At 35.0% G+C, this 22,302-nt stretch carries 24 protein-coding genes; all 24 read right to left on the bottom strand.

Going from position 1 to position 22,302, the window contains the following annotated elements; all coding sequences use genetic code 11:
• Positions 1 to 1,161, bottom strand: coding sequence for a fibronectin type III domain-containing protein (locus tag ACJ2A9_RS04815; protein ID WP_441420486.1), 1,161 nt, complete (start codon positions 1,159 to 1,161; stop codon positions 1 to 3).
• A gap of 9 nt (positions 1,162 to 1,170) precedes the next feature.
• Positions 1,171 to 3,057 carry a phage tail spike protein gene (locus ACJ2A9_RS04820; RefSeq protein ID WP_441420487.1) on the bottom strand — a complete coding sequence of 629 codons (1,887 nt, stop codon included), beginning with the start codon at positions 3,055 to 3,057 and terminating at the stop codon, positions 1,171 to 1,173.
• A 33-nt stretch (positions 3,058 to 3,090) separates the two neighbouring features.
• Positions 3,091 to 3,273, bottom strand: a complete 183-nt coding sequence (locus ACJ2A9_RS04825) for a hypothetical protein (protein WP_441420488.1) — start codon at positions 3,271 to 3,273, stop codon at positions 3,091 to 3,093.
• Complete coding sequence (locus ACJ2A9_RS04830; RefSeq protein WP_441420489.1) at positions 3,270 to 4,175, bottom strand: hypothetical protein; 906 nt, start codon at positions 4,173 to 4,175, stop codon at positions 3,270 to 3,272. The genes ACJ2A9_RS04825 and ACJ2A9_RS04830 overlap by 4 nt, the downstream gene beginning before the upstream one ends.
• A gap of 2 nt (positions 4,176 to 4,177) precedes the next feature.
• Complete coding sequence (locus ACJ2A9_RS04835) at positions 4,178 to 8,995, bottom strand: hypothetical protein (protein WP_441420490.1); 4,818 nt, start codon at positions 8,993 to 8,995, stop codon at positions 4,178 to 4,180.
• 471 nt (positions 8,996 to 9,466) lie between these two features.
• Positions 9,467 to 10,285 carry a phage tail family protein gene (locus tag ACJ2A9_RS04840; RefSeq protein WP_441420491.1) on the bottom strand — a complete coding sequence of 273 codons (819 nt, stop codon included), beginning with the start codon at positions 10,283 to 10,285 and terminating at the stop codon, positions 9,467 to 9,469.
• Positions 10,282 to 12,111 (bottom strand): phage tail protein, encoded by a 1,830-nt coding sequence (locus tag ACJ2A9_RS04845; RefSeq protein WP_441420492.1) that lies wholly within the window; start codon positions 12,109 to 12,111, stop codon positions 10,282 to 10,284. Before ACJ2A9_RS04845 ends, ACJ2A9_RS04840 begins: the two co-directional genes overlap by 4 nt.
• 36 nt (positions 12,112 to 12,147) lie before the next feature.
• Entirely contained in the window at positions 12,148 to 12,396 is a 249-nt protein-coding gene (locus ACJ2A9_RS04850) for a hypothetical protein (RefSeq protein ID WP_441420493.1), read from the bottom strand.
• Between the two features lie 53 nt (positions 12,397 to 12,449).
• Positions 12,450 to 12,782 carry a hypothetical protein gene (locus tag ACJ2A9_RS04855; protein ID WP_441420494.1) on the bottom strand — a complete coding sequence of 111 codons (333 nt, stop codon included), beginning with the start codon at positions 12,780 to 12,782 and terminating at the stop codon, positions 12,450 to 12,452.
• Between the two features lie 36 nt (positions 12,783 to 12,818).
• Positions 12,819 to 13,376 carry a hypothetical protein gene (locus ACJ2A9_RS04860; protein WP_441420495.1) on the bottom strand — a complete coding sequence of 186 codons (558 nt, stop codon included), beginning with the start codon at positions 13,374 to 13,376 and terminating at the stop codon, positions 12,819 to 12,821.
• Positions 13,377 to 13,380: 4 nt separating this feature from the next.
• The gene (locus tag ACJ2A9_RS04865; protein WP_441420496.1) at positions 13,381 to 13,755 is read right to left on the bottom strand and encodes a hypothetical protein; all 375 of its coding nucleotides are present in this window, start codon (positions 13,753 to 13,755) and stop codon (positions 13,381 to 13,383) included.
• Positions 13,752 to 14,207, bottom strand: coding sequence for an HK97-gp10 family putative phage morphogenesis protein (locus tag ACJ2A9_RS04870; RefSeq protein WP_441420497.1), 456 nt, complete (start codon positions 14,205 to 14,207; stop codon positions 13,752 to 13,754). Before ACJ2A9_RS04870 ends, ACJ2A9_RS04865 begins: the two co-directional genes overlap by 4 nt.
• The gene (locus ACJ2A9_RS04875) at positions 14,194 to 14,526 is read right to left on the bottom strand and encodes a phage head closure protein (RefSeq protein ID WP_441420498.1); all 333 of its coding nucleotides are present in this window, start codon (positions 14,524 to 14,526) and stop codon (positions 14,194 to 14,196) included. Before ACJ2A9_RS04875 ends, ACJ2A9_RS04870 begins: the two co-directional genes overlap by 14 nt.
• A complete protein-coding gene (locus ACJ2A9_RS04880) occupies positions 14,516 to 14,779 on the bottom strand; it encodes a hypothetical protein (RefSeq protein ID WP_441420499.1) in 264 nt (87 codons plus the stop codon). Before ACJ2A9_RS04880 ends, ACJ2A9_RS04875 begins: the two co-directional genes overlap by 11 nt.
• 23 nt (positions 14,780 to 14,802) lie before the next feature.
• Positions 14,803 to 14,979, bottom strand: coding sequence for a hypothetical protein (locus ACJ2A9_RS04885; RefSeq protein WP_441420500.1), 177 nt, complete (start codon positions 14,977 to 14,979; stop codon positions 14,803 to 14,805).
• Between the two features lie 32 nt (positions 14,980 to 15,011).
• Complete coding sequence (locus ACJ2A9_RS04890; protein ID WP_441420501.1) at positions 15,012 to 16,265, bottom strand: phage major capsid protein; 1,254 nt, start codon at positions 16,263 to 16,265, stop codon at positions 15,012 to 15,014.
• Entirely contained in the window at positions 16,250 to 16,843 is a 594-nt protein-coding gene (locus ACJ2A9_RS04895) for an HK97 family phage prohead protease (protein WP_441420502.1), read from the bottom strand. Before ACJ2A9_RS04895 ends, ACJ2A9_RS04890 begins: the two co-directional genes overlap by 16 nt.
• Positions 16,830 to 18,017: a phage portal protein gene (locus ACJ2A9_RS04900; RefSeq protein ID WP_441420503.1), complete on the bottom strand. Its 1,188-nt coding sequence runs from the start codon at positions 18,015 to 18,017 to the stop codon at positions 16,830 to 16,832. The genes ACJ2A9_RS04895 and ACJ2A9_RS04900 overlap by 14 nt, the downstream gene beginning before the upstream one ends.
• Positions 18,018 to 19,745, bottom strand: coding sequence for a terminase large subunit (locus tag ACJ2A9_RS04905; protein ID WP_441420504.1), 1,728 nt, complete (start codon positions 19,743 to 19,745; stop codon positions 18,018 to 18,020).
• On the bottom strand, positions 19,742 to 20,098 hold the full coding sequence (locus tag ACJ2A9_RS04910; protein ID WP_441420505.1) for a P27 family phage terminase small subunit: 357 nt from the start codon (positions 20,096 to 20,098) through the stop codon (positions 19,742 to 19,744). Before ACJ2A9_RS04910 ends, ACJ2A9_RS04905 begins: the two co-directional genes overlap by 4 nt.
• Before the next feature lie 85 nt (positions 20,099 to 20,183).
• The gene (locus tag ACJ2A9_RS04915; RefSeq protein ID WP_441420506.1) at positions 20,184 to 20,486 is read right to left on the bottom strand and encodes an HNH endonuclease; all 303 of its coding nucleotides are present in this window, start codon (positions 20,484 to 20,486) and stop codon (positions 20,184 to 20,186) included.
• 70 nt (positions 20,487 to 20,556) lie between these two features.
• Positions 20,557 to 20,754 carry a hypothetical protein gene (locus ACJ2A9_RS04920; RefSeq protein ID WP_441420507.1) on the bottom strand — a complete coding sequence of 66 codons (198 nt, stop codon included), beginning with the start codon at positions 20,752 to 20,754 and terminating at the stop codon, positions 20,557 to 20,559.
• 99 nt (positions 20,755 to 20,853) lie between these two features.
• Complete coding sequence (locus tag ACJ2A9_RS04925; RefSeq protein ID WP_441420508.1) at positions 20,854 to 21,096, bottom strand: hypothetical protein; 243 nt, start codon at positions 21,094 to 21,096, stop codon at positions 20,854 to 20,856.
• 101 nt (positions 21,097 to 21,197) lie between these two features.
• The gene (locus tag ACJ2A9_RS04930; RefSeq protein ID WP_441420509.1) at positions 21,198 to 22,031 is read right to left on the bottom strand and encodes a hypothetical protein; all 834 of its coding nucleotides are present in this window, start codon (positions 22,029 to 22,031) and stop codon (positions 21,198 to 21,200) included.
• Positions 22,032 to 22,302: the final 271 nt, after the last annotated feature.

Below are 22,302 nucleotides of genomic sequence, written 5' to 3' on the forward strand. Positions count from 1 at the left end.
TTATAATGAGTTTAATTTATCTCTGAGAGTGTTTAAATCACTCGCTGTTACTGTATCTCCACTATATTTAAACGTTGTTCCTGTGTCGATCATACTATTAATAGCGTTCCTACATTGGTTGAATTGATATGCCATATAGTTTTGCCCACTTGACCCTCTAGTAAATTGACTAGTTTCAGTATATGAACCATAAGAATTATACTGATATTCTGATAAACTTTTCCACTTTCTGAATTCGTTAATTCTGTTTTGAAAATTGTTCCATTCCGTTGCCGTTAAATTAAAATTACCTCCCGATGTTTTACTTGTTGACCATGCCCAATTTGAAGGTCTACCACTAAGAGTTGTAATTGTTTTACTCGATGAATCAGTATAATTACCTGCCCCATCATAGGCACGAACCCAAACAGTATAAGTTGTGTTTTCTGTTAAACTTGTCATAGTATACGATCTAGCTGAGCCACTATTAACAGTGTTGTATGATGTTGACCCACCTACGCTTCGATATACACGGAAATAGCTTAATCCACTATGACTGTCGGATGCATCCCATGTTACATCGATTTCCGTTGATCTTGAAGTTCCTTGAACATTCCATATTGAAGGCGCTGTTTCATCTAGTGTTCTTTCATGAACGAAGTTTTCACCTGAATCCCCTGCTGAATTATAAGCAACTACACTAAATTTATATTGTGTATATTCACTTAACCCTGTTACAGAATAATTTGTAGAAGTTGTTGATGCCTTATACACATTGTCAACATAGACATGGTATCCTGTTGCTCCACTGGATGTCCCCCAGCTCATATCAACTCTACTTTTACTAATAGCAGATGCTGATACCCAAGAAGGTGATGAAGGTGGTTGTGCGGATGCAGTAGTTGAACCACTTGTAGTTGCTGACCCTAATACTGGTAAATCCGCTTTACTGCCGTCTACTATTCTGACTCTAAACTCATAACTTGTAGATGATTGGAGACTAGTAAATTCGTATTGTTGGTAAGTGCTAGGAGATAATAATGTATAACCTCTATTTAGCCAACTTGTAGTACCTGTTACTCTATAGTCCCAATAAGCCCTTGACCCACTTGAATAAGTGTGCCTTGCTTCAACTGTAACTGAACTAGACGTACTCCTTATATAAGTTAAAGTTACTGACATCTACATCACCTACCCGAACTTAGCGGTGACGGAATCCGCAGTTGTCAACACTCGATTATTGTTTATATATACGTAATTGGCGTACATATCAATTACACCTAATGAATTGAGAACTAAACTGTCAGTGTTAGCAGGAGATTCTATTGAAACCCCTCCTAAATCACCTCTAAATCTAATTCTCTTTGTTGTACTATCAGACCAGTTATATCCAACGTCTAAAGTACTTGCCACTCTCACAATTCCATCTAAATTTATCTTGCTTGCAGATAATGAAATGGTCGTGGCTGTTTGATTAATCAATGATGCAATTGTATTTCCTGTGTAGTCGGTTGAACTTACTTTTGATGAAATACTATCTTCTAATTGAGTAACTTTTGAAGAGTAAGTTGTCGTATCAACTTTTGCGCCTAAATCATTCTGATAGGTTGTGCTACCAGTTACGGTTGAGATAATAGCCGAGTCCGTAATTTTCTGTTCTGCTGTACTAATCCTGTTTTTCAATGCTGGAATCTCTTCATCTGATAAATAAACAATTGAGTCAGTATTTGAACTAACACCTAATGATATTTGATCCAAGTTTAACTCTATTGTACTCATTCTTTGCCTGTCCAAAATAAACTCACTATCAACATGTTCTTGTAGGTCACTTACTTCTTCAAATAAACCACTTTCAACCCCATCTATTCGTAAGTTGATTGTGCTTGCAGTTTGTGAGATTAAAGAAGTATTATCAGATATTTTCCCATCTAAAGTTGTTTCAATTAAACTAACCTCACCACGTATCTCAGCTGCAGTGATGTTAAAATCACTTCTAGCAGTTGAAATTTCACCTTCAATACGTTCAACTTCCATAGAAATTTTCTCATTCGTCTGCTCAATTCTTGAACGATTAATTACATTACTTTTCTCAACTTCTTTAACAGTTTCATGAAGTAATGCATTAATATCTGTAGTTGATTCTTTGAAGTTTGCAAGAGTAACTTGTGATCTAATTACATTCCCATTCCAATCAACAATTTTATCTGTTTCCATTATTCTTGCTGAAATATCAATGTTCAAAGGTTCAAAGACAAGTATAATATCATCGCCCACCATTGGAGAATCAAAAGGATATCCAGCTTCCTGAAGCTCTACAAAATCGATTGTGAAACTGATTTCTGGCTTGTCATTAATGCTACGTTCTAATATCTGTAACATTGTTGCTTCATCACTTATATTGTCATCACGTATTGGCTCAGCGTGTCTAATACCATATATATCCGCCATTGGACTAGTGAAATTGACAAATCCACCTTGCCAATAGCCTCTGATTTTTGTTGTTAAGTTTCTTGTTTCAATTGTCTTATTAATTGCTTTGAGATTGTGTTTGTAACGGAACTGAAAATCCGATACTCTTCCAATCTGTTTCTTGAATACTAGGTGTCTGTTCTGTAATTCAACTTCACATTGAAATACTTCAAGTATTTGATTGATTAGTGTAATGACATTGTTTTCTCCATAATTAAATACAATCTGTACATCAAATGAATCAGCAATTTCAAATGTAAAATCTGTGCCATTAAGAGCAAATTCAACTAATTCATTAATTGTTTTATTACCGCCAATCAACTCATACTGATATTCGTCAATCAAATCAAAATATACATGTTGAGCCTGTACATCTTTAATTGCTTTGTTTCCTCTTGAGCGTTCATTGACTTGTTTGATTCTGTACTCTTGACCGTTATATTCGACAATTGATTCTTCTTGAACAAGTGGATATGCATGTTCATTATTATCTGTTTGAAACAAAATAAAAGAGAGTGTATATTCGCTATTCACTCTCTCTTTAAGTTGTAATTCTTTATAATCAGTTAACAACTCAGTTTCATTATTTAAAGTTGTAATTGTAAGCAATATTCACCACCTCATCCTGTTCATTTTTATTTTCTATTTACTCTCTAAGTAATCTTGATACAACTGCTCAAATGTGCTACATAATCCCTCTTGAATAATGTATAAGAACGGTTCTTTTACTCCTCTAAACCCAAATCCCCACATTTTACACCAATAATTCTGATCTTGAACGTTCCAACGTTTATCTTCAAAAATTGCAATTAATTCTTCACTCATTCTCCACTACCCCCATCCAACTTACTTTCTAGTTCTTCAATACGCATCTGCAATTGCATCAAAGTAGTTAATGTAAATTCATCAATGTCTTGAAGACCAGTAGTTCTATCATCTAATTTAAAAGTTTTATCTAATGTAAACTCATCAATCTCCTGCATTCCTTGTGTTCGAGTTTCCAATGTATTTACATTTTCTTTCAATTGCATCTGTTCATTTTCTTTAGCTGCATTTTTCTCATCGAGAATTGGTTTAATATCACTGTAAGTAAATTCTGTTGGATCTGATTGAATCGTAACAACCTTTGTTTTATTGACTTCAACTCTAATTTTCTCTAAATCTTCATTCCAATCTTCATGTTCTGCTGTGATTTCCAAGGGAGATTGCGACTCAAAAGTAACAACTTCCTCATCGATATCCTTTAGATACAGTGGATTACCATCACTGTCAGTTTTAGGTTCAACGTATTCTTCGGTTGTCCAGCAAAGAATTGGAGTTTCAGATGTTTCAACAATCTCATGCTCAATAATAGTAACCTCTTCTGTTTCTTCATCAATTACTTCTTCTCGTTCAATACGTGTATATTCAGGAAAATATTCAACTTGTTTTCCATCAGCATCGAGTAAAGGAACTTGACGAGTCTTCTTAATGATAATTGGTCTATCCGTCACTTCGGTTATCTCAATAGTAGTTGTGATTGTATCAATTACTTCAATATCTGGTTGCGGTAATAAATAAAGTGAATTACCATCTGCATCTACTTTATCTTCTGCAAGCATATATTCAATTGTTTTACTTGGTATATCTAATGGATTAATTCCTTCAATAACCGTCTCACTAGCATTAAAAGGCTGTCGATTTACACCGACAACCCTTCCATTAGCCTTTTCAATTACAATATTCATAATTAGTTATCCCCTTTCACTAATACATTCTTGCTGAGAGGAATGTCAATTGTTTTAGTTAAGTTAATATGACCGCTATTCTCTTTTGATTCCTTGTAGAAAATACGCATATACAATTGGTCATTTACATCCTTAACTAACTTTGGAGTCAACGCCAAATAAGCTGCGTGATTAGTTTCAGGCAACTGTGATAATAATTCATCTGTTTCAATTGGTAATTTCTTCAATCCCTTTTGAATAAATCCGTGTAAACTTTGTCCAAGATATTCGTGTGAATTGTTCAGGATTTCATAGATTAATCGGTTAGTTTCAGTTGTCGCTTTACCTGTTCCGACTGTTGTAATGTACATTTCGTTAGGTTGCGTTAATTCAGTCACATTTGAACCTAATGATGTGATTTTCTGCTTAGGTTTATGATTATAGAATAGTGAGATATCATCTGTTCTTCCTCCACGATGATCTACTGTTGGATATTGCAGTTTAATCTCTTTTGTAGATGGGCGAATCTTTAAAATGTTGCTTTTATGGTAATCCACATAGTCAGAAAGTTCAACTTCACACTTAATGTAATCACTGTAAATTTCACTTGGGCTACTTGCGCCTGCTGGATGTGTAGAGTGCGTAAGAACATATATTTTTTGGTTGTTTGTTATTCTCGTCAACAAAGTAGAGTTAGTTGAATTTGTCCAAGCCATTGTTGATGGACTATTTGATGTATTTATAGCTTGGCTCAACCAAACTGAGTCACTTGCTCTCCAAATCTTCAAGTTAGCCCCATAAGTCAACACCCCTGCATTGTCACCGACACCCCAACCTGTAACTGAAATTGTTATTTTACGGAGAGCTTTCTTTAGTTCGGATAACGATAACCCTAAGTGTGATAGGTCAAACTCGTAGAGATTTTGTCTGTAAATACCTTCAGTAACAGATGAAAAGAAAGATAAGTTACCGTCCAATTTATTCACATTACCATAGTCAAAGGAAGTAAATTCGGATGAATTGCTATGTGCGATAAAATCACTTGGAGAATCGAATGTCGCTCTTGGTCTTTGATAAGCCCTATTAGGATTCTCCCACGTACTACCTGCAACCTTCCCTCTAAAGTCCAATAAATTCCGTCTTTTATTGCGAATTTTAGAAGGTGTGAATGGCGTTGCTTGTGAACCTAGTTCGAGTTTAGGTTGCTTGAATGTGAATGTTCCATTATTACTGTTATTATCAATTCTTATTCTTAATCTATTGGTCGGAACTGCTCTTGTTAAACTGCCAGAGCCGTTTACAGTACCTAAGTTAGTTGTTGTACCGTTTGAGTCTACTGATTGAAAGTATGCTCTAGTTAACTCTGAATTAGTTTGAATTGAGAACGAATATAGTGTGTTTTGTTGCACATTTAGAAATAAATCAGAAAACCTAATGCTACCATCATTAACACTCAATTCCAACTCATACGGATTATCTAACACTCTCGCATTAGCACTGAGACTCCATCTTGAGTCAGTAAACGGTGGAAGAATGTTCTCTCCCTCTTTATGCAACAACGGACTATCCGATAAAACAGGCATTTTATGAACAGGTTGTAAGACTTCGTAACCTGTTTCCGCTGCGTTTAGTTCTACTTCTAACTCTACGTAGTCTGTGTGGATAGTTGAAGCTGTTGTACCGTCTGATGCTTCTGCGTGAGCTAGGAAGTCTGTGAAACCGTTACTATCTATGAAATTACCAAACCCCGCGTCAGTTGTTCTTACAGATCTTGTTAATTTATCAATTGAGCCACTTGTATGTTCATGAGAACCGAACCAAGAGTTATTCGCCCAACCTTTTAGAGTAGCCTTATTTCCACTCGGACTACTACCATAACCATACCAATTAGCTGTAATCCTACTTAATACATTCTTCAACTTCGCCACCTTATCCGCAGTTGTCAAACAATCCGCAAAGAATCCTTCACCGAACTTGTCCTCGATTAAGCGAATGAGGTTGAAGGAGAATAGGTGTTTGGCTATACCATTGTCATTGGTCGTTCCACTAGAATATACAGCGCTGTCCAAACTAGATATTTTAGAATCCGCTCTCTCGATCCACGAAGAGCTTGAGGGTGATAATAATGTTATAGTTCCGTATGACTTGAACATGTGTGGAATTCTATCCACATTTCCCAATGTTTTCCCCTCAAAATTCGCTCTAACCACTACCGTATTTCCTTGCTTTGTTAACTTCTGTCCGTTAACTTCCGCTTCTAACACTTCACTCGGTACATGTTCAATCCCTTTTCCACTCGGATAGTTACGAGAATAGTTGATTAAAATGTTCGTTTTATTGTCAGTTGGTGCAGTAGAGATTGTGTACGTCATTTCTTTAGTACCTAAACCACTCCATGTTCCTGCGATGCCTGTTGCTGTTACAGAAGGTGATGATGTGGAAGCGGTTGATTCGATTAGGTAAAGTGGTTGAGCATTAAACCCAGGTGTTCCCCCACCCCAAGACAACGTAATTTCATTTGTAGATTCATTAATCGCATCTACATTAAATTCAAACGATGATAAATCTGTAGTCGGGTTGAATCGTCTTAATTTATCACCTACTGATAGCTTACTTACATCATTAACTTTTATTGTTATAGGACTTGTTTGACCTACTTTAGGTTCAACAACTTGCACAAAAGCAGTATCCGCATCAATAACCCCTGTTAATACACTTTCTGTACTCTTAACCTTGATTGTATCTCCTACGCTCCACTGCCCTACTGTAGCTTGCGTTGTTGCAATATGAGGTAGCGTACTATTGCTTTCATGATTTACCGTATCTACTACGTTTTCAGACGTTTGAGCATCCGATAAAATTTGTCTTTTACCCGATAAATCTAAGCGAGTTTTCGTTTGTCCTGTTGCGTAGTCGTGTGGTAGGTAGTGTTTGCCGTATGGAACGAATACTGGGTTAGGTTGTGAGCCTTTGACTAGTTGTGGCTTTGCTTCTGAAATGATACTAGGTGTTATATTAGAATAATCTACTTTTCTAATCACTAAATCGATTCGTACTGTAGAGGAACTAAGAGTTACAGACCTGCTAGATGAGAAATTTTTCCATGTCTTGTTCCCACTAGAATCAATTTCATCAAATCCAATCTGATAGTTTTGGTCACATGCTACAAAATAAGTCCCCCCTCCGATAACATTGATAGATGAATTAGTTGCTACATTATTAGACCCACCCTGTCTCCACTGTAGAACATCGGTTGGAACTAAATTCTCCAACACATTCGGCACACTATCCACATAAGGAAATCTCTTCGCTAATTCCTCACCTGTAAATTCAGGTAAAACGTCAATTTTATCGAAGTCGGCTTGGGAGATTTCGTATAGGCGAACTCCGTCAATATGAATTATAGATGTAGAACTAGTACCATTAGCTATAAATAATCGAAACGCACTTCTACCTGTGATTTTAAATCTTAATGTTTGCCACTGTCCTACTAATGAACTGTTAACTTTCATACTGACATTAGGTATACTATTAGTTGTTCCACTTTCAGTTGCCCACAAATGGAAATTTCCCGATGTATAACTTTCAATAAATACATTACAGGCAACAAAATAATATTTATCGTTAGACAGTCCAGATACTTCTCTCCATACCCCATTGTTTTGACTAGTTGAGGATATTCTTAAACTATTCTGACCATATAAAACATAGTTTGTCGATAGAGTTCCACCATTAGCCCAGTTAGTCCATCCCTGTAAACTGTCAAATCTACCTATTAACCCCAACTCATTCACCATCCACTTATCCCCATCAGGCGTTGCTACCTTCGTAGGCATTAACTGTACAGGCGTATCATGTGGCGCACGTTCTAAGTTATAGCGTTCTTTGTGCAGGACTTCATTAACACCTTCACCACGCATTACACGGTCAAATTCTTTCTGTAAAAGATAGTTTTTATCTACTCCTGTTAGTGATACTTGGTGGCGTAGGTCAGTTAGGTCACGTTGGGCGATGATGTTGGCGTAAAGGTTATCGGGTCTTAATGCTGTATCTAAGTCAACTGTTAGCCTTGAGTTAGTTACGCTTGTTAGACCTAGTACTTCTAAGTTACTATCGTCTATGACTCTTACTACTCGGAATACAGGAATTGTTGTTTTAAAAATATCACCAATTTGAACGCCTTTAGTTGTAAAACCTGCTCTAAGTGGAAAAATCTTTGATTGACCATTAACTAAACTAGTTGAAAGGTCAATGTCAAACTTAATATGATTCCTACCACCATTCAAATTCTGCTCACTATATCCACCGCTATTTCTACGCTTAATCACCGCAATAGGAATCCCGTAAAATCCATCTTTTACGTATAAACCTTTATCCTTAGATTGGCGAACATAACCTAAATCTTCAAGCTTAGAAGCTTTTGCAGTTTCAATAACACATGACATTGTGTAGTTTGAAAACTCACCTTTTAAATAAACTAAGTTGTTTTCTTTACCTGTAAGAGGTGCATTTGGAAGTACAATATCCGTTTGTGGTATCTCTACTCGAAAACCGTTAACATTTGCTACTGATTTACCTAAACGAATTGTATTTACTGTTGTTGGTAAGTATGTGATATCACCTAAATTAACAAATCCTGAATGGATTGCATCCTTTGTAAATATAGATTCCTCTACACCTGTTAATCGATCATTTACATCTACAACTTCCACACCTGCTAATTCTGATAATCGTTGATCAACTAAATCAGCTTTTGATTGTGCTAAAGTAGCTTTATCATTAGCATTATTTGTAGCTGTAATTGCATCGTCTGTAGCTTGAATAGATGTATCTCTAGCCATTTCAGTTTGATTTAATAAAGATGTTGCTTGAGATTTGAATTGTTCATTGTCTGCTGAGATAGCATTCTTGAAATCTTCGATTAATGTAACTTCAACTGCTATTCTTTCAACTAATTCAGTATCACGATTAGTATTAATATCTTTAGTAATATTGATCTGTAAAAACCCATCTTCTGGAAAAGTTTTCTGAGTAACACCGTCCTCAAAAAATAGAGTGAATTCTCCTCTATGTATACCCGAAATGATCGAATCACCTTCACGAAGTTGATATGTTAACGTAGAATTTTCTACATCAATTGTCGCTTCAGCGTTTACTAATAATTCACCACTGCGTGATTCCATTTTAAATATGGCTGTACATCCAGTTAAATCAATAATTTTTCCAGAACGAGTCACGGCTCTATATGATATCGTATCTCCAACATCATTACGTTTTGTATAAGTCATTTGTTAACCCCTTTCTATAAATTTTTAAAAATAAAAAAACTTGAAATCAAAACTGATCTCAAATTCTCCTTGTGTTCCGCTAATCTCAAATTCATTCCATGATGATGAAGCAAGCGTTATTAATTTTTTATTAGTATCACGGACAATACTTGTTCCATTTTTAAACATTCTGATTCCATCTAGTACAATGATATCTTCACTCATTGTCGTTCCGTTATATTGCCACGTATCACCTGTAGTATTATTTTTGATTTGTAAATTATTACTTGCACCTTTGAAAGTGATAATGAGTGAATGCTCCCTTGGATCAGTAATAGTGTCAGATGAGGAATAGATGGAGAAAGTATTTGTAGTATGTATGTAGTCTTTTTCTGTTAATTGTAGTCCCATATCATTAATTTTGTGGTCATTCCTGAATGTTAGTGGATCTAGTGTTGTACTGATTGATTCAGCAAATGGACTTGCACTTACAAATGTAATACTTGTCTCACCTGAATTAGCAAACCTCTCAAATGAATAAGTTGAATCAGTTTTAACTAAATATTGTCTACTTTTTTCATTGTCTGGTTGTATGTAAAAAGATTGTAAGCTATCAAATAGCCGAAATAATTCATTTCTAAGTAACAGATAACTTTCATTATCTTTTGCATTCATTGTTATTCGCGTATGTATTCTGCGCCCTTCATAGGTCATTCCCATGTTCACATGTCCGTGTCTTCCTTCAATAGTTTCAACATTATGTACAGGTGAAGGAGATTCAACAATAAAGGAATTTACTATTACACCCATATCCCATAAATCATAAACTTTGTCACCTTTTACTACTTTGAAATTATGTATCATCTGCCTTTCACCCCTCTCGCAGTCATTTTTATTTTAGTTTCATCTCTTTGCTTTCTCATGAACTCATCGTATAAATCACGGTCAATATTACCTTCGACTGTAATGTTCGTTATGTGTTGTACAGGTTGTTCACTATCTAACATTTTCTTCGTTTTATTGTTTGAGAAAACTTTTGATCCTCTTGGTAAATCAACTAATTCTGCTCCTTGCTCACCAACAATTGCTAAACCACCTCTATGATAGTTTGTACCCTTTGCCAACATAGGAATTTTAGGAATGTTAATTCCAAATGTATTACCACCGAATCCTGGCACCCAATCAGGTATATTGATTTTAAGGTTGTTTAATCCGCCAATCATACGGTTCATAGCTGAAATAATCTTATTTATTACCGATCTGATACCGCTATAGATACCATTCCAAGTATTCATTATTCCTGTTTTCAAACCGCTGAAAACCGATAAAACTGAATCTTTGGCTCTTGTTATGCCATTTACAATTGAATCTTTAATCTTACCTACTATATTACCTACAAATGTAAAAATTGAGTTGAAAATATTTTTCCAAACATCAAATACTAAGTTTAGGTAACTTTTCACAGCATCAATTATTACTTTTAGTGCTGTTTTTAGTACATTAATAATTAAATCAAGCAAACTCTTCAGTAATGAAAGGATATTGTCCCAAATATTTTTAAATAATGTTTTGACCGCTTCCCATAGTCCCTTCCAATCACCTTGGAATAGCTTTGAGAAAACTTTAAAAATATCTGTAAGTAGTGTAAACACCGTATTAAAAATATTCTTTATCACATCGAATGCTGATTTTAGAATAGCAATTATGTCCTTACCGTATTTATCCCATGATTTCTTTGCTAATTCAATAAATGATGAAATAAAGCCAATTACAGCATCAAAGAACCCTTTAAACTTTTCACGTATATTGTCTAGCAATGAAGCATTTTCACTTTGCCAACCCTTGACCCATTCAATAATATTTCCAATCCACTTAATTGCAACCTTAATCCACTCAGCAACAGTTTCACCAAACTTAACTACGTAGGGGATTACAGCCTGTACAGCAGGGATCATAACATCGGTAAGCATGGGAGCAACACCAGCGCCAATTTGCAAACCAAGTCCCCCTAGTGCCGCCTTTGTTTGATCCATCGCAATCCTGAAATTGTTTGCGTTGTTTAGACTCGTTTCATCTAAAACTGTTCCAAAATCGTGTGCCTCTTGCTTCGCTCCATCAATTGCATCTGCGCCCATATCGACTATCGGAGCCAAATCTTTCCAACTACCACCAAATAGGTCTGTACCCACTCTAGCTCTCTCAGCTGGATCTTCAATTTCACTAAGTTTCTTAATGAGTGTATCCATTTGTTCGTCTGGTGAAAGAGAATTTAAATCATCATAGCTCATTCCAAGTTTATTAAGCGCCTCTGCTCCCTTACCAGTTCCTTTTTCAAGTGAACTCATTTGTTTGGTTAGTTTTTCTTGTGCCTTTGTTACACTCTCCGTTTCAACTCCTGCAATCTTTGCCACATGTTGCCATTCTTGGATACTATCTGTTGACATGCCAGTTATCGCACTTAAATCAAGTATTCTATCTGCATAATCTCCAGCCTTTGAAGCCAATCCAACCATTGCCACACCTGCACCGATTACCGCTGTTCCAACCGCTGCTGCACCTACAGCAATAGCTTTAGTTGCTTTACCAAATGTATCCTTTAATTTGCCAGCTTTCTTTCCAGTTGAATCAATACTTTTATCAGCCTTATCATTGTCAACCATGATTGAACCAAATAACTTAAAAATCTCCAAATTAATTACCTCCTTTCTTTAGAGATAACGAACCAATTACTTTTTCTTTTCGTAAAGAGCCACCACTTTTAACATTTCATCTTCAATTTCTTCACTCGATTTATTAGATTGATTTGTTGCATTTTGTTTCAACTTCTTCTTAAACTCATCAAATTCAATGAAATCAATCTTTTGAGTTACCATAGATGGATATAATGACAACCATAGTTCCCAAACGACTTTTTCTTGATCCTTTTCATGTGCATCAACAAGTAACTTATTTATGTTTCCAACTGGCAATCTCATGATTAAATTAAAGTCATAATTGCTACACAGTAGGTTTAATGTTTCAGAATATCCTACTGCATAGCTGCTTTGAAAAAAGCCATTAATTCTTCATCTGAGAAAATCTCTTTGAAAGTCATTGCTGTTTTAATTGGTGATTGTGCTTTTACTTCATCAATTGACTTATTTTCGGCAATAGCGACAATTTGGAAGAATTCCTCTTTAACTTTCATTGAATTTTTTACAATGTACATAATTACTTCAATTCCAACCTTAGTAACATCAACATTCTTCTTATTTTTGTACTTTGTCGCTAATTTCTTTCGATACGCTTCAATGTCTAATTTCTCGTACAATTCAACAGCATAAGGTAACATATCAAATGCTTGTTCTGTATTTACCTTCATTTATCGATCCTCCTCATAAAAATAAAGAACCAAATTCTAAATAGAATCTGGCTCATATGCATCAACATCTTCAATTGAATAAAGTAAATCATTTTCATCTTCAGGATTCCAATGGGCGTTAACCTCAAACGGAATCTCACCTTCTGCCTTTGGTGCAGTAGATAATACTAAGTCACTCTCATTTAATGCGTTAAACAATGTAATCTTTTTGTATTTACCACCTGCTGTTTTTGCAAACATAGTGATATTTTCAAGATATTTTGAAGTTGGAATAACTCCACCTTGACCATTTTTAATGATTTTTAAAGTTTCATCATACTCTGCATCAGGTAAACCTACAGCTAATGTTGAAAGTGAAGTATCCATAATTGCGAATGAAAGCATTGCGCCCATCTCTTCAATTACTTGTAAGCCTTTTGTTTTCCCCATACTTCCGTCAAAATCAATATCACGAATTACTTTTGAAGCTGTAAAAGAACATCCTCCTTTTGTCGGTCCCAATTGCCGTTGTGAATCTGTTCCGTAGTTTACAAAGACTAATCCATGATCAATCTGAATATTTTCAACTTGTTCTTTTTTTAATTTCGAAAACAATTTATTATCCCCTCTCTATTAATCTTCCTGTGAAGACATACTTTCTTCTTCTAATACTCTTATCATTATCTGTTAAAGTCATTTTCTGATCTAAATAAAAAGAGACTACCAATTCATCAGTAGTCAACGTTTTCTTATTCAAATCATTTACTTTACTCATTAACATTTCTAAATCAGTTGTATCACCTTTCACTGGACGATCCCATCCGTCAACATCAAGTGTTATAATCTGTTGTCCATACTCACCTTCATCTATAATCATTGGTAAATCATAAACTAGATAAGGAAATGGAGCATCACTTGGAGCAAATTGAAAATAGACTTGTGGATGGATTTCTTTGAGGAAAGGTAATAATGCTTTTCTTATTCCAATCATCATTCTTCACCTTCTGGACTTTTTACTTCGTCCCCATTAACATCAATTAATCCAATTGCCCTATTCTCGTCTTCGATAGCACTGAGATATTTACCCTGTATCAAACGTATTTGATCAATATTCTCATTCACTGTTTCTCTTAGGATGTTTCGAGCAGGTTGTCCTTTTGTACCTAATTCTTGGTCAACACCGTACCACGTACCGTGCTTAAATCCAATAACTAAATCACCTTCTCTACGTCTAAGCCAGTATTGAGCGCTTTTATATATACGCTTTGACCTTCTCATTCCTCTAAGGTTCTTTAACTTATCTATCATTCTTTTTCTAAGTAATTTTGCTGTATCTCTTAACGCTGCACGTATAAGCTCAGAAAGTACAAATTTAGTTCGATCTACATTATCAACAAACTTGATACCATCTTTAGTAACTTTTGTTACGCTCTTAGGAAGTGCCATTGTTAATCACACCCTGACAAACTAACTCAATGTTTTCAAAGTCACCAATATCTTTTGACTTTTTAGGTGTATACGCTCTTATAACGCTGTATTTTTTGCCTTCAAATTCAACTTCTTTTTGATTGTCATACTCAAATTTATTAACTATGAATACAATTTCAGGTTTTAATCCAGATGCTTCTGCTGAATAATGCTCAGTCCTTGTTACAGACAACACATCACATAATACATCTACTTTCGTTTCACTTGAAACTACATCTCCAATTTCATTTGTATCATTAGTAGAATTAATTAAAGATAACTCATAATCAAATGTCATCTTTAACACCACCGTTCAAAATGAGATTGTGTAATCTGAATTGAAGGTGTCTCGGCATACCATCCATACTATCCCGATTTGCATATCTCCAAGCGGAATAATCTACAACAAACATAAAATGATAAGGGTTAGTAGCACTAAGCACCAACCCCTTCTCTTCTTCCAATTCTTTAACTACTCCCTCAACGATAAACATTAAATAGTTATCTCGAACAGTAGAACGTATTCCAATTCTTTCTTTAACTATTGGCAATACAGTCTCTTCTATTTTATTCATTATTCATCACCGACTTTTTCAATCAAGATAATACCGCGTTTATTTTGTGTACTTGACAATTCTTCAAGTCGTTCTTTCTTAACACGTCCCTTACGAGGGAATTTATCCCCCGTTCGGTAAACGTGATTATTATCTTCTAAATCGGTGAAGTCTTTTACAACTATGTATTTACTCATTTACTTCACCCCTTTCAAGTTATAGGAGTGTTTTATGCTCCTTCAACTAATGTAACTTGTACAAACGATTCAGGCATAACAGGTTTTCCATCGTAGCGACCAACACCACGTACAGCAGTTTGATCCTCACGGAATTTATAGTGACCACTCATGTCAACACGTGTTCCTTCACGCTCAACAAGTGTATACTTATCAAACACACCAAAGATAATAGTGTCCTGTGGTACATAGTTACTAAACACTACACGTAAACCAAGGAAATTTGGTTGTGCAAGGTTAGGTAATTGTACAACATCTTTACCTTCTGAATTGACGTTTAATGTTAATGCTGCAATTTTAGCGTAGTAAGTTTGACGATGCATCACCGCAATAATTTCACCACTTGCATCTTCACCAGTATCAATCTTTCCTAAATGTGGAATGATTTCTGCATAAGTTGGAGAAGCAGTTACTTGATTTGCAACAGGAATAGCAGGAATAATTCCTTCAGGTTGCTTTACAGATGCACCGCCACCAACTGCAATTGCTTTATCTACTGCCTTCGCAATACTACGAGCGATACGAGTAGTTAAATAGTCATCGAGATTGATAATAGAATCCTCAAGTAATGAATTATCAATGTAAACTACGCGACCAACTTTAAATCCATCAAATTCAACAGCAGTAAGAGCAGAATCATCGTTCTCAGGAAGCGCTCCACGTTGATCTAACCATGTTGCTTCTGCAGTGTCTACATCTAGAATTAATTTAACTCGACCACCTGCCTTAACTAAGTCTACTAATGGATAAAGTGTTGTGAAGTCACCAATACGCTTACGAATACGGCTAACAACGATATCAGGAATAACTAACTCCGCTCCTGCTTCACCTGCTGGTAATACTTGACCATTAGAACGTGCTTCTAATCGCGAACGTAATTCTCCATAAAACTCTTCAACCTCACGTGTAAAATATTCCCCTACTACATTACGAATTTCTTTTGTCATTTCTTTATTTCCCCTCTCATTTTTAATTGGTTCTTTACTATTTAATTGATCTAATTCACTTTCTAATTGAGTAATTTCTGATTCGAGATTAGTTTTCTTTTCATCAAAATCTCTCTTTTCATCTTCTAACTTGTTAATTGCTTCCTCTACAGTAACAACCTCTTCATCTGTATTAGCTTCATTAATTGAAGCTTCAAGTTCTTGTGAACGAGTTGTTAAACTCTCACCAGTCACTAGTAATTCAGCAAGTGATGACTTCCTTTGTTCAATTTTCTTCGATAACATTAATTGTTTAAGCATTTATTCAACCTCTCCTTTAATTGATTTTTCTTTTGTTCCCGTTTACGTTCAAAATGTTGGTTGTATTCAGCTTGACGAGCCTGTACACCTGTATCTGAATATGCAGGGAATGTAACTACACTGACCTCATGCAAGTCAATTTCTTTTAGAATCCACTTAACTGTTCCATCTTCACGAAATTCTGTTTCTTCATTGAGAATATTGAATCCAAAGCTACACTGATCTACATCCCCTCGTTTCACTCTTGAATACATGTTTACTGCATCAGAATCATTAGGATTGATTTTGATTCGTCCCCATAATCCATGAGAGTCAACTTTCAATTCTAATGTGTTAGATTTGTTTCTACCCAAAACTAAATTTGTGTCATGGTTAATTAATGCACGAATATCATTTCCCAATGTCTTATCAAATGCACTTGGATCAATCTCTTCAAATGCACCACGCCACAATTCCGTAGCATTATTAAATACAGCAAAATAACCTTCAATGTACATGTCTTTATCTTCTTCTGCTCTTGTTGTTAAATCAGATGCAACACTTCTAAATTGTCTTTCTGTATCTCTATTCACCTTCATCACCACCTTTCAGTTTTGATTGATCGCCAATCTTATCTAATGGAATGTAATTTTCTAGAATTACTAGTTCACTAAGTCCTTTTCTTGGTGATAAACCTATCCAATCTCTAGTTTCATTACCTGACATTATCCCTTTTATATACATGTCGGAGCCAACATCAGCTAATTCTTTAAGGTCATAAGCATATAAACTTCTTGGATTGAATTTGAAATACAAATCAGGACTATATAACAGCTTTCTAGTCAACTCTTGCTCAAGTCCCTTAGCGATTGGAAGTACTGTTGAATTAATAAAGTTGTTGTATTCATCTTTGTTGTATGTTCCAACTCCAACAAAAAAAGCAGGTACTCCAAGTAACCCTGCTACTGTTTTCTTATCTAATTCAACTGCTTCATTAATTGCCAAATCCTTTAGCGACAACGGTTTAACTTGGTCTACTTCTAAAAGTTCGGCTGGAATAATCCAAGGTTTACCTGCTTCAGATGATTCTAAATACTTGTCGTATACTGCATCGCGCCCCTCTTCACTTGCTAATTCAGCAGTTAACGAGTCAACTTTCACGATAAGAGAAGGCATATACTTTCCACTCATGAATCCTTTTTTCGTTGCTGTTGCTTGTTTAAGGTTGTTAACAATATCTCTTAAAACCACCCTATAACCTTGACCGATATATGGTCTTTCAGGATCAGGATTAATCGTGAAATGTAATACTTCATCATAATTGTATGCTTTATTTCCATGTTGAATTTTGTATGCATTGTCAGTATCAATGAATGTTAGCTTTGAAGGACTGAACGGTATTAACTCCTCAATATATCCATCTTTAAATCTAGGAAATACAACACTATTTCCATCACCATCTAATAACATAGTATTAACGATGTTATAAATCCAAGCTTTACGAGTCATTAAGCTATATGGATTGATATCTAGTTTTCTAGATAATTCATTTTTAACTCTTATATCTCCATCATCTGTATTTTGCATAAGGTGAATTGTCATTGAAGATATAAGTTCTGCTATTTTATGTACACCCATTTTCACTTCAGGATTATCAGACAATCTTTTATACCCTGAAATGGTTAAAGTATCATGTGCTTCTTGAGTTAGAAACCAACTCCTTGCATTACTTGGTTGTGTTTTACTACGTTTGAAGTAATCTAACCAACTCATCTATTCACCTCCCTTCTTTAACCACTTCTGAGCAGTGGAGGCTCTTTCCATGTTTTCAAGCATTCGAACAGCACCAAAAACAGACGCATCAAATAAATCAATGCGTTGTTCAGGCATAACTTTTTCATACTGGATCATATCGTCTGTTTTCTCAATGGCTCTTACATTCTGTAAACAATATTCATAAGCAGATGAATGTAAATAATAAAACTTACCATCTTTTGCTTTTTGTTCTATTCGTCTAAATCCTTGAGACTTCTTATGAAAATATTGAGGCTGATCAACAATGTTAAAACGTTTTTGTTTCATTGCCAAATAGAACTCTTGACCAAACTTTCTATCAAAACCGACTTGTTTAATATTGAATCCTTTATTCCTCATTTGAACAAACCAACTTACCAAATCACTATGACTGACTGTAGGTGTATTCGGCATTGTTAGTAGTCCATCATCCTTCCAACCAAACAGTGGAATATTTTCTTCGTCTGCTTTTCTATAAGCTTGAGTAATCGGAAAGAATGCATGAGTAACAGCAATATCTATATCTCCATAACTTCCATATAGAGCAGTTGCATTAAGATCATGTAACTTTGCCATATCACAACCGCCATACCACTCAATAGGTAACTTTGCTAGTTGTTCTAATGACCAATCATACTTTTTATCACTTACTTTAAACTCATCAATATTAAAGTAAGCTTTCATAGCAGATGTGTAGATATTTAATGATTTAGCAAGGAAATCTTTTCGTTGTTGCGGATCATTCTGAGCTTGAAGTGCATCATTCATTATGTCTTTTGGTCTGATTGAAACTCCATAAGCAGGATTTGCTTTCTCATGTTCAATTGGATTTGTATAATCAACTTCACCCTGTTCATTCTCATCAGCTTTAGCAATAAATACAAAGTACGCCTCATCTTTAACTGTGCCATCTAATATCTTTTTACAATATTGCAATCTCTGATAACAAAAACTAGTCATGTCATCACCAGCAGTTGTAATACCAATCATCAATTTATTTGTGTAAGCCTTCATTGCTTCCTTGATGATGTTATACTGCTTCGGTGTCTTGTAAGCATGTATTTCATCGGCTATCGCGATATTACAGTTCAAAGAATCTTGTCGGTCTGGATTTGCAGCTAATGCTTGAATGAAAATAGACCCATCACCTAAATCACCTTGGATACTATGTTCTTGATTGTTATCAATGACACGGAAATTTTCTTTCTCACCCATCTGACCAAGGTTGTAATTAATAAAGTTAAAACTTTCTAATGATTGCTTTAAAGCCGATGCAACTATGTAACATTTACTACCTGACTTTCTATGATATAAACTCAACGCCCAACTTAAAGCTGCTGCAAAACTTGTTTTAATATTCTTTCTTGGTATGTAAATGAAACATTCTTTTATAACTCGTTCATTTGTTCCTTTATAGAAGAATGACATAATGTTGTAAATCTGATATTTATGAAATGGCTCCAATAAAAAAGGCTCTCCACGTAATGGAGTGCCATCTAATCGCTCACCTTGAGCATGAACAAATGTATTTTCAATTATTTGTATGATAAACTCAGCTTCTTTTGGTCTAAAATCATAATCAGGATTGTCTATGTATTTAAAGAATCTTTCACAGCCTTGAATCTGTTCTTTGTTAGCTAACTTTCTACCTTCAATAATGCTTTTAGCATACTCCATTACAGTATCATAGTTCTTATGTTCACTCATTTTAAATTACTCAACACCGATGCTAATTTTGATCCATTAGCTTTCTCAGTTGTGACTGTTTCAAGAGATTTAGGATTGAGACAAAGTCTATCGGAGTATGAAGCAATATCTTTTCTTAAACTTTCCATTGCAGTTAAAAGCGGAACCTTTCTCTCATTTGTGGCTCCAGCTTTGTTAGTGTATGATTCAGTAATTTTAAATCCCGATTCTTCAAATTGCTCTTCAAATATTTGATATTGATAAAGCATACCTGAGTAAATTTTAATAATTTGGTCGTATTCTTTTTTGTATGTACCAAGTTCCTTCATTTTCCGTTTAACTTCATTTTCAATTGCTCGTTTTGTCTTTGTCATTTTTTTATCACCCCTTTATCTCTGAAGTCAGTCTATTGGAAAAAGTTCCCCTCCGCCGGTTCCTATAAGCCTATTCTAGCGCTGTTTAGGTGGGGGGATTAACTTTATCCTTCACTCTTTCTATCCACTCACATCCAAGCGCTGTAAGTTCACCTGACATCCTCTCATGCATCTTTTCATGATGTGTATTACATAAGCTAATCAGATTATCATCCAATAAGGCTAGTTCTGGTCTATCTTCTAATGTGTTGATATGATGAACTGTATTAGCTTCATGAACCTTCCCATATCTCCTACATTCCCTGCACTCATAATCATCACGCTTCAATATGCTTTCACGTTTACGCTTCCACTTCTTTGATTTGTAGAATGGATTAGTTTGTTTCATTAACTTTCACTCCAAAACAAAAATAAAAAAGCCACTCATCACTTGAGTAGCCTTTCACTAATTACCAATATTAAAATTTGTCCAACGCCTTATTGATTGCTATTGTTTCACTTGTTTTATGTGATCCTGTTTCTTTCTCACCAGTCTTGAGTTTTTCAGCAATAACATAAAACCCTTCACCTTTACTAACTACATCTAAGATAAACTCATCATTCCTAAAATTTGTATACCTTCTATCAACATGCCAACTGCCAGTATAATCACTCATCAACAAACCCTCCCTTCATCCAATTTCTTACTTATTTGGACAAAAGGAGTCAATATTCCTATCTTATGTATCATTCAATTGTGACAATATTATGTACAACTATAACCCCAATATATTTCTTTTACGCTTCAACTCTCTAATTTCATCCCTAACTTCACTCAACTTTAAATCCTGCGCTATGTCACCTTGATCTAAATTAATACGAGTAAGAGTTAACGAATCTTTAAGACCTGCGACTTTAATTTCTAGTATTGTATTCTTAAACTCTAAATCATCAATCTTGTTTTCTAATTTATCAACTTTATCCAGTAATTCAAAAATAATCTCTGACAAATTATCCATCACACATTCACCTCACTTCATACTTGTATATTTTTCCGATCAAATGTTATACTATAACCACGCCAATAGTTATAGAAAATGATTTAATCTACGCCAATAGATTAGTCATTGATGTCAACTTTATAGTCAAGCATTGCTGTATAGAGTTTATTAGGAATGTAGCCTTTAAACTCTTCAGCCACTTCTTTTATTAACTTCTCTTTGTATTCCTTGTAAGCCTGAAATGCCTCTTCAGGTGTATTATATCGCCCAATATAAACGCGTTGCCCCTTATTATTACTACATCTAGCCTCGTATTTGTTATCATATCGACTGCATAACTTAACGCCAATCGGTAAGTCTCCACGTAATTTATCACGCTTTACAAACAGATTATTAATGTGATGTGGAACAAAAACACATGTATCTGGTGAATATACTTTATTTCCTTTGCAAAGAATATCCTTATCCAATTCCATTCTACAACCTTCAATATCATAAATATTTGCATCGTACCACTTAGCAAAGTTTTGAAAGTTGTGCCATTCATCGCAAACAGTAACGCCTTTATATGTTGGACACTTTTCTTGAAGTTTTACACTATAACATCTTTGTATCATACTAGCCCAAACCTTATAAATTTTAGTAGGTACTCCATTTACAGAAATCTTATATTTTCCTTCTCCAATATATCCAACACCATACAAACTACGATCCCATACATTCTTAACATTACCAGCCAAGAATTGAGTCCATGTACACTTAACCATATTGCCTTGCGGAAATCGTACCCAGATATCCTGACTATTGTTATATTCGTCAACAATCATCATTGATCCAAGTCTATTTAATCTCGTCTCCCCTACTCGACTGATTGCCAAATCTTTATAACGTTGTCTTTTTGTCGCTGCGTTAACTACTTCTTCAATAACATTTTCTACAATAATTTGTTCCATATTATCTCCTTAGTGCTTTTCGGACAAAGCATAACCATAAATTTTTAAAATTCACTTGCATTAGCTAATTAACTCTGATAAACTATGTAATGTAAGATGATAATTATAATTAGCCATAAGTATGCAAACTTACATAAAATAAAAAAGGATAAGCAAAAAGCCACCTTCAACCATTACTGGCGGTGACTCCTTCTTATCTCGTCTCAACTGATCTTTCCGTCTTAAATAGTTGTCTGCTACTTTACAGACTAGTATTCTTTGATAAGCACAC

This window comes from Anaerobacillus sp. MEB173 (assembly GCF_052119505.1).
GTDB lineage: Bacteria > Bacillota > Bacilli > Bacillales > JBJMAU01 > JBJMAU01.

Bases quoted from the DNA above. Each gene is read 5' to 3' on its own strand.
- ACJ2A9_RS04815 (WP_441420486.1), bottom strand. From the start codon at position 1,161: ATGTCAGTAACTTTAACTTATATAAGGAGTACGTCTAGTTCAGTTACA.
- ACJ2A9_RS04825 (WP_441420488.1), bottom strand. From the start codon at position 3,273: ATGAGTGAAGAATTAATTGCAATTTTTGAAGATAAACGTTGGAACGTT.
- ACJ2A9_RS04830 (WP_441420489.1), bottom strand. From the start codon at position 4,175: ATGAATATTGTAATTGAAAAGGCTAATGGAAGGGTTGTCGGTGTAAAT.
- ACJ2A9_RS04835 (WP_441420490.1), bottom strand. From the start codon at position 8,995: ATGGCTAGAGATACATCTATTCAAGCTACAGACGATGCAATTACAGCT.
- ACJ2A9_RS04840 (WP_441420491.1), bottom strand. From the start codon at position 10,285: ATGATACATAATTTCAAAGTAGTAAAAGGTGACAAAGTTTATGATTTA.
- ACJ2A9_RS04850 (WP_441420493.1), bottom strand. From the start codon at position 12,396: ATGAGATTGCCAGTTGGAAACATAAATAAGTTACTTGTTGATGCACAT.
- ACJ2A9_RS04855 (WP_441420494.1), bottom strand. From the start codon at position 12,782: ATGAAGGTAAATACAGAACAAGCATTTGATATGTTACCTTATGCTGTT.
- ACJ2A9_RS04865 (WP_441420496.1), bottom strand. From the start codon at position 13,755: ATGATGATTGGAATAAGAAAAGCATTATTACCTTTCCTCAAAGAAATC.
- ACJ2A9_RS04870 (WP_441420497.1), bottom strand. From the start codon at position 14,207: ATGGCACTTCCTAAGAGCGTAACAAAAGTTACTAAAGATGGTATCAAG.
- ACJ2A9_RS04875 (WP_441420498.1), bottom strand. From the start codon at position 14,526: ATGACATTTGATTATGAGTTATCTTTAATTAATTCTACTAATGATACA.
- ACJ2A9_RS04885 (WP_441420500.1), bottom strand. From the start codon at position 14,979: ATGAGTAAATACATAGTTGTAAAAGACTTCACCGATTTAGAAGATAAT.
- ACJ2A9_RS04890 (WP_441420501.1), bottom strand. From the start codon at position 16,265: ATGCTTAAACAATTAATGTTATCGAAGAAAATTGAACAAAGGAAGTCA.
- ACJ2A9_RS04895 (WP_441420502.1), bottom strand. From the start codon at position 16,843: ATGAAGGTGAATAGAGATACAGAAAGACAATTTAGAAGTGTTGCATCT.
- ACJ2A9_RS04900 (WP_441420503.1), bottom strand. From the start codon at position 18,017: ATGAGTTGGTTAGATTACTTCAAACGTAGTAAAACACAACCAAGTAAT.
- ACJ2A9_RS04905 (WP_441420504.1), bottom strand. From the start codon at position 19,745: ATGAGTGAACATAAGAACTATGATACTGTAATGGAGTATGCTAAAAGC.
- ACJ2A9_RS04910 (WP_441420505.1), bottom strand. From the start codon at position 20,098: ATGACAAAGACAAAACGAGCAATTGAAAATGAAGTTAAACGGAAAATG.
- ACJ2A9_RS04915 (WP_441420506.1), bottom strand. From the start codon at position 20,486: ATGAAACAAACTAATCCATTCTACAAATCAAAGAAGTGGAAGCGTAAA.
- ACJ2A9_RS04920 (WP_441420507.1), bottom strand. From the start codon at position 20,754: ATGAGTGATTATACTGGCAGTTGGCATGTTGATAGAAGGTATACAAAT.
- ACJ2A9_RS04925 (WP_441420508.1), bottom strand. From the start codon at position 21,096: ATGGATAATTTGTCAGAGATTATTTTTGAATTACTGGATAAAGTTGAT.
- ACJ2A9_RS04930 (WP_441420509.1), bottom strand. From the start codon at position 22,031: ATGGAACAAATTATTGTAGAAAATGTTATTGAAGAAGTAGTTAACGCA.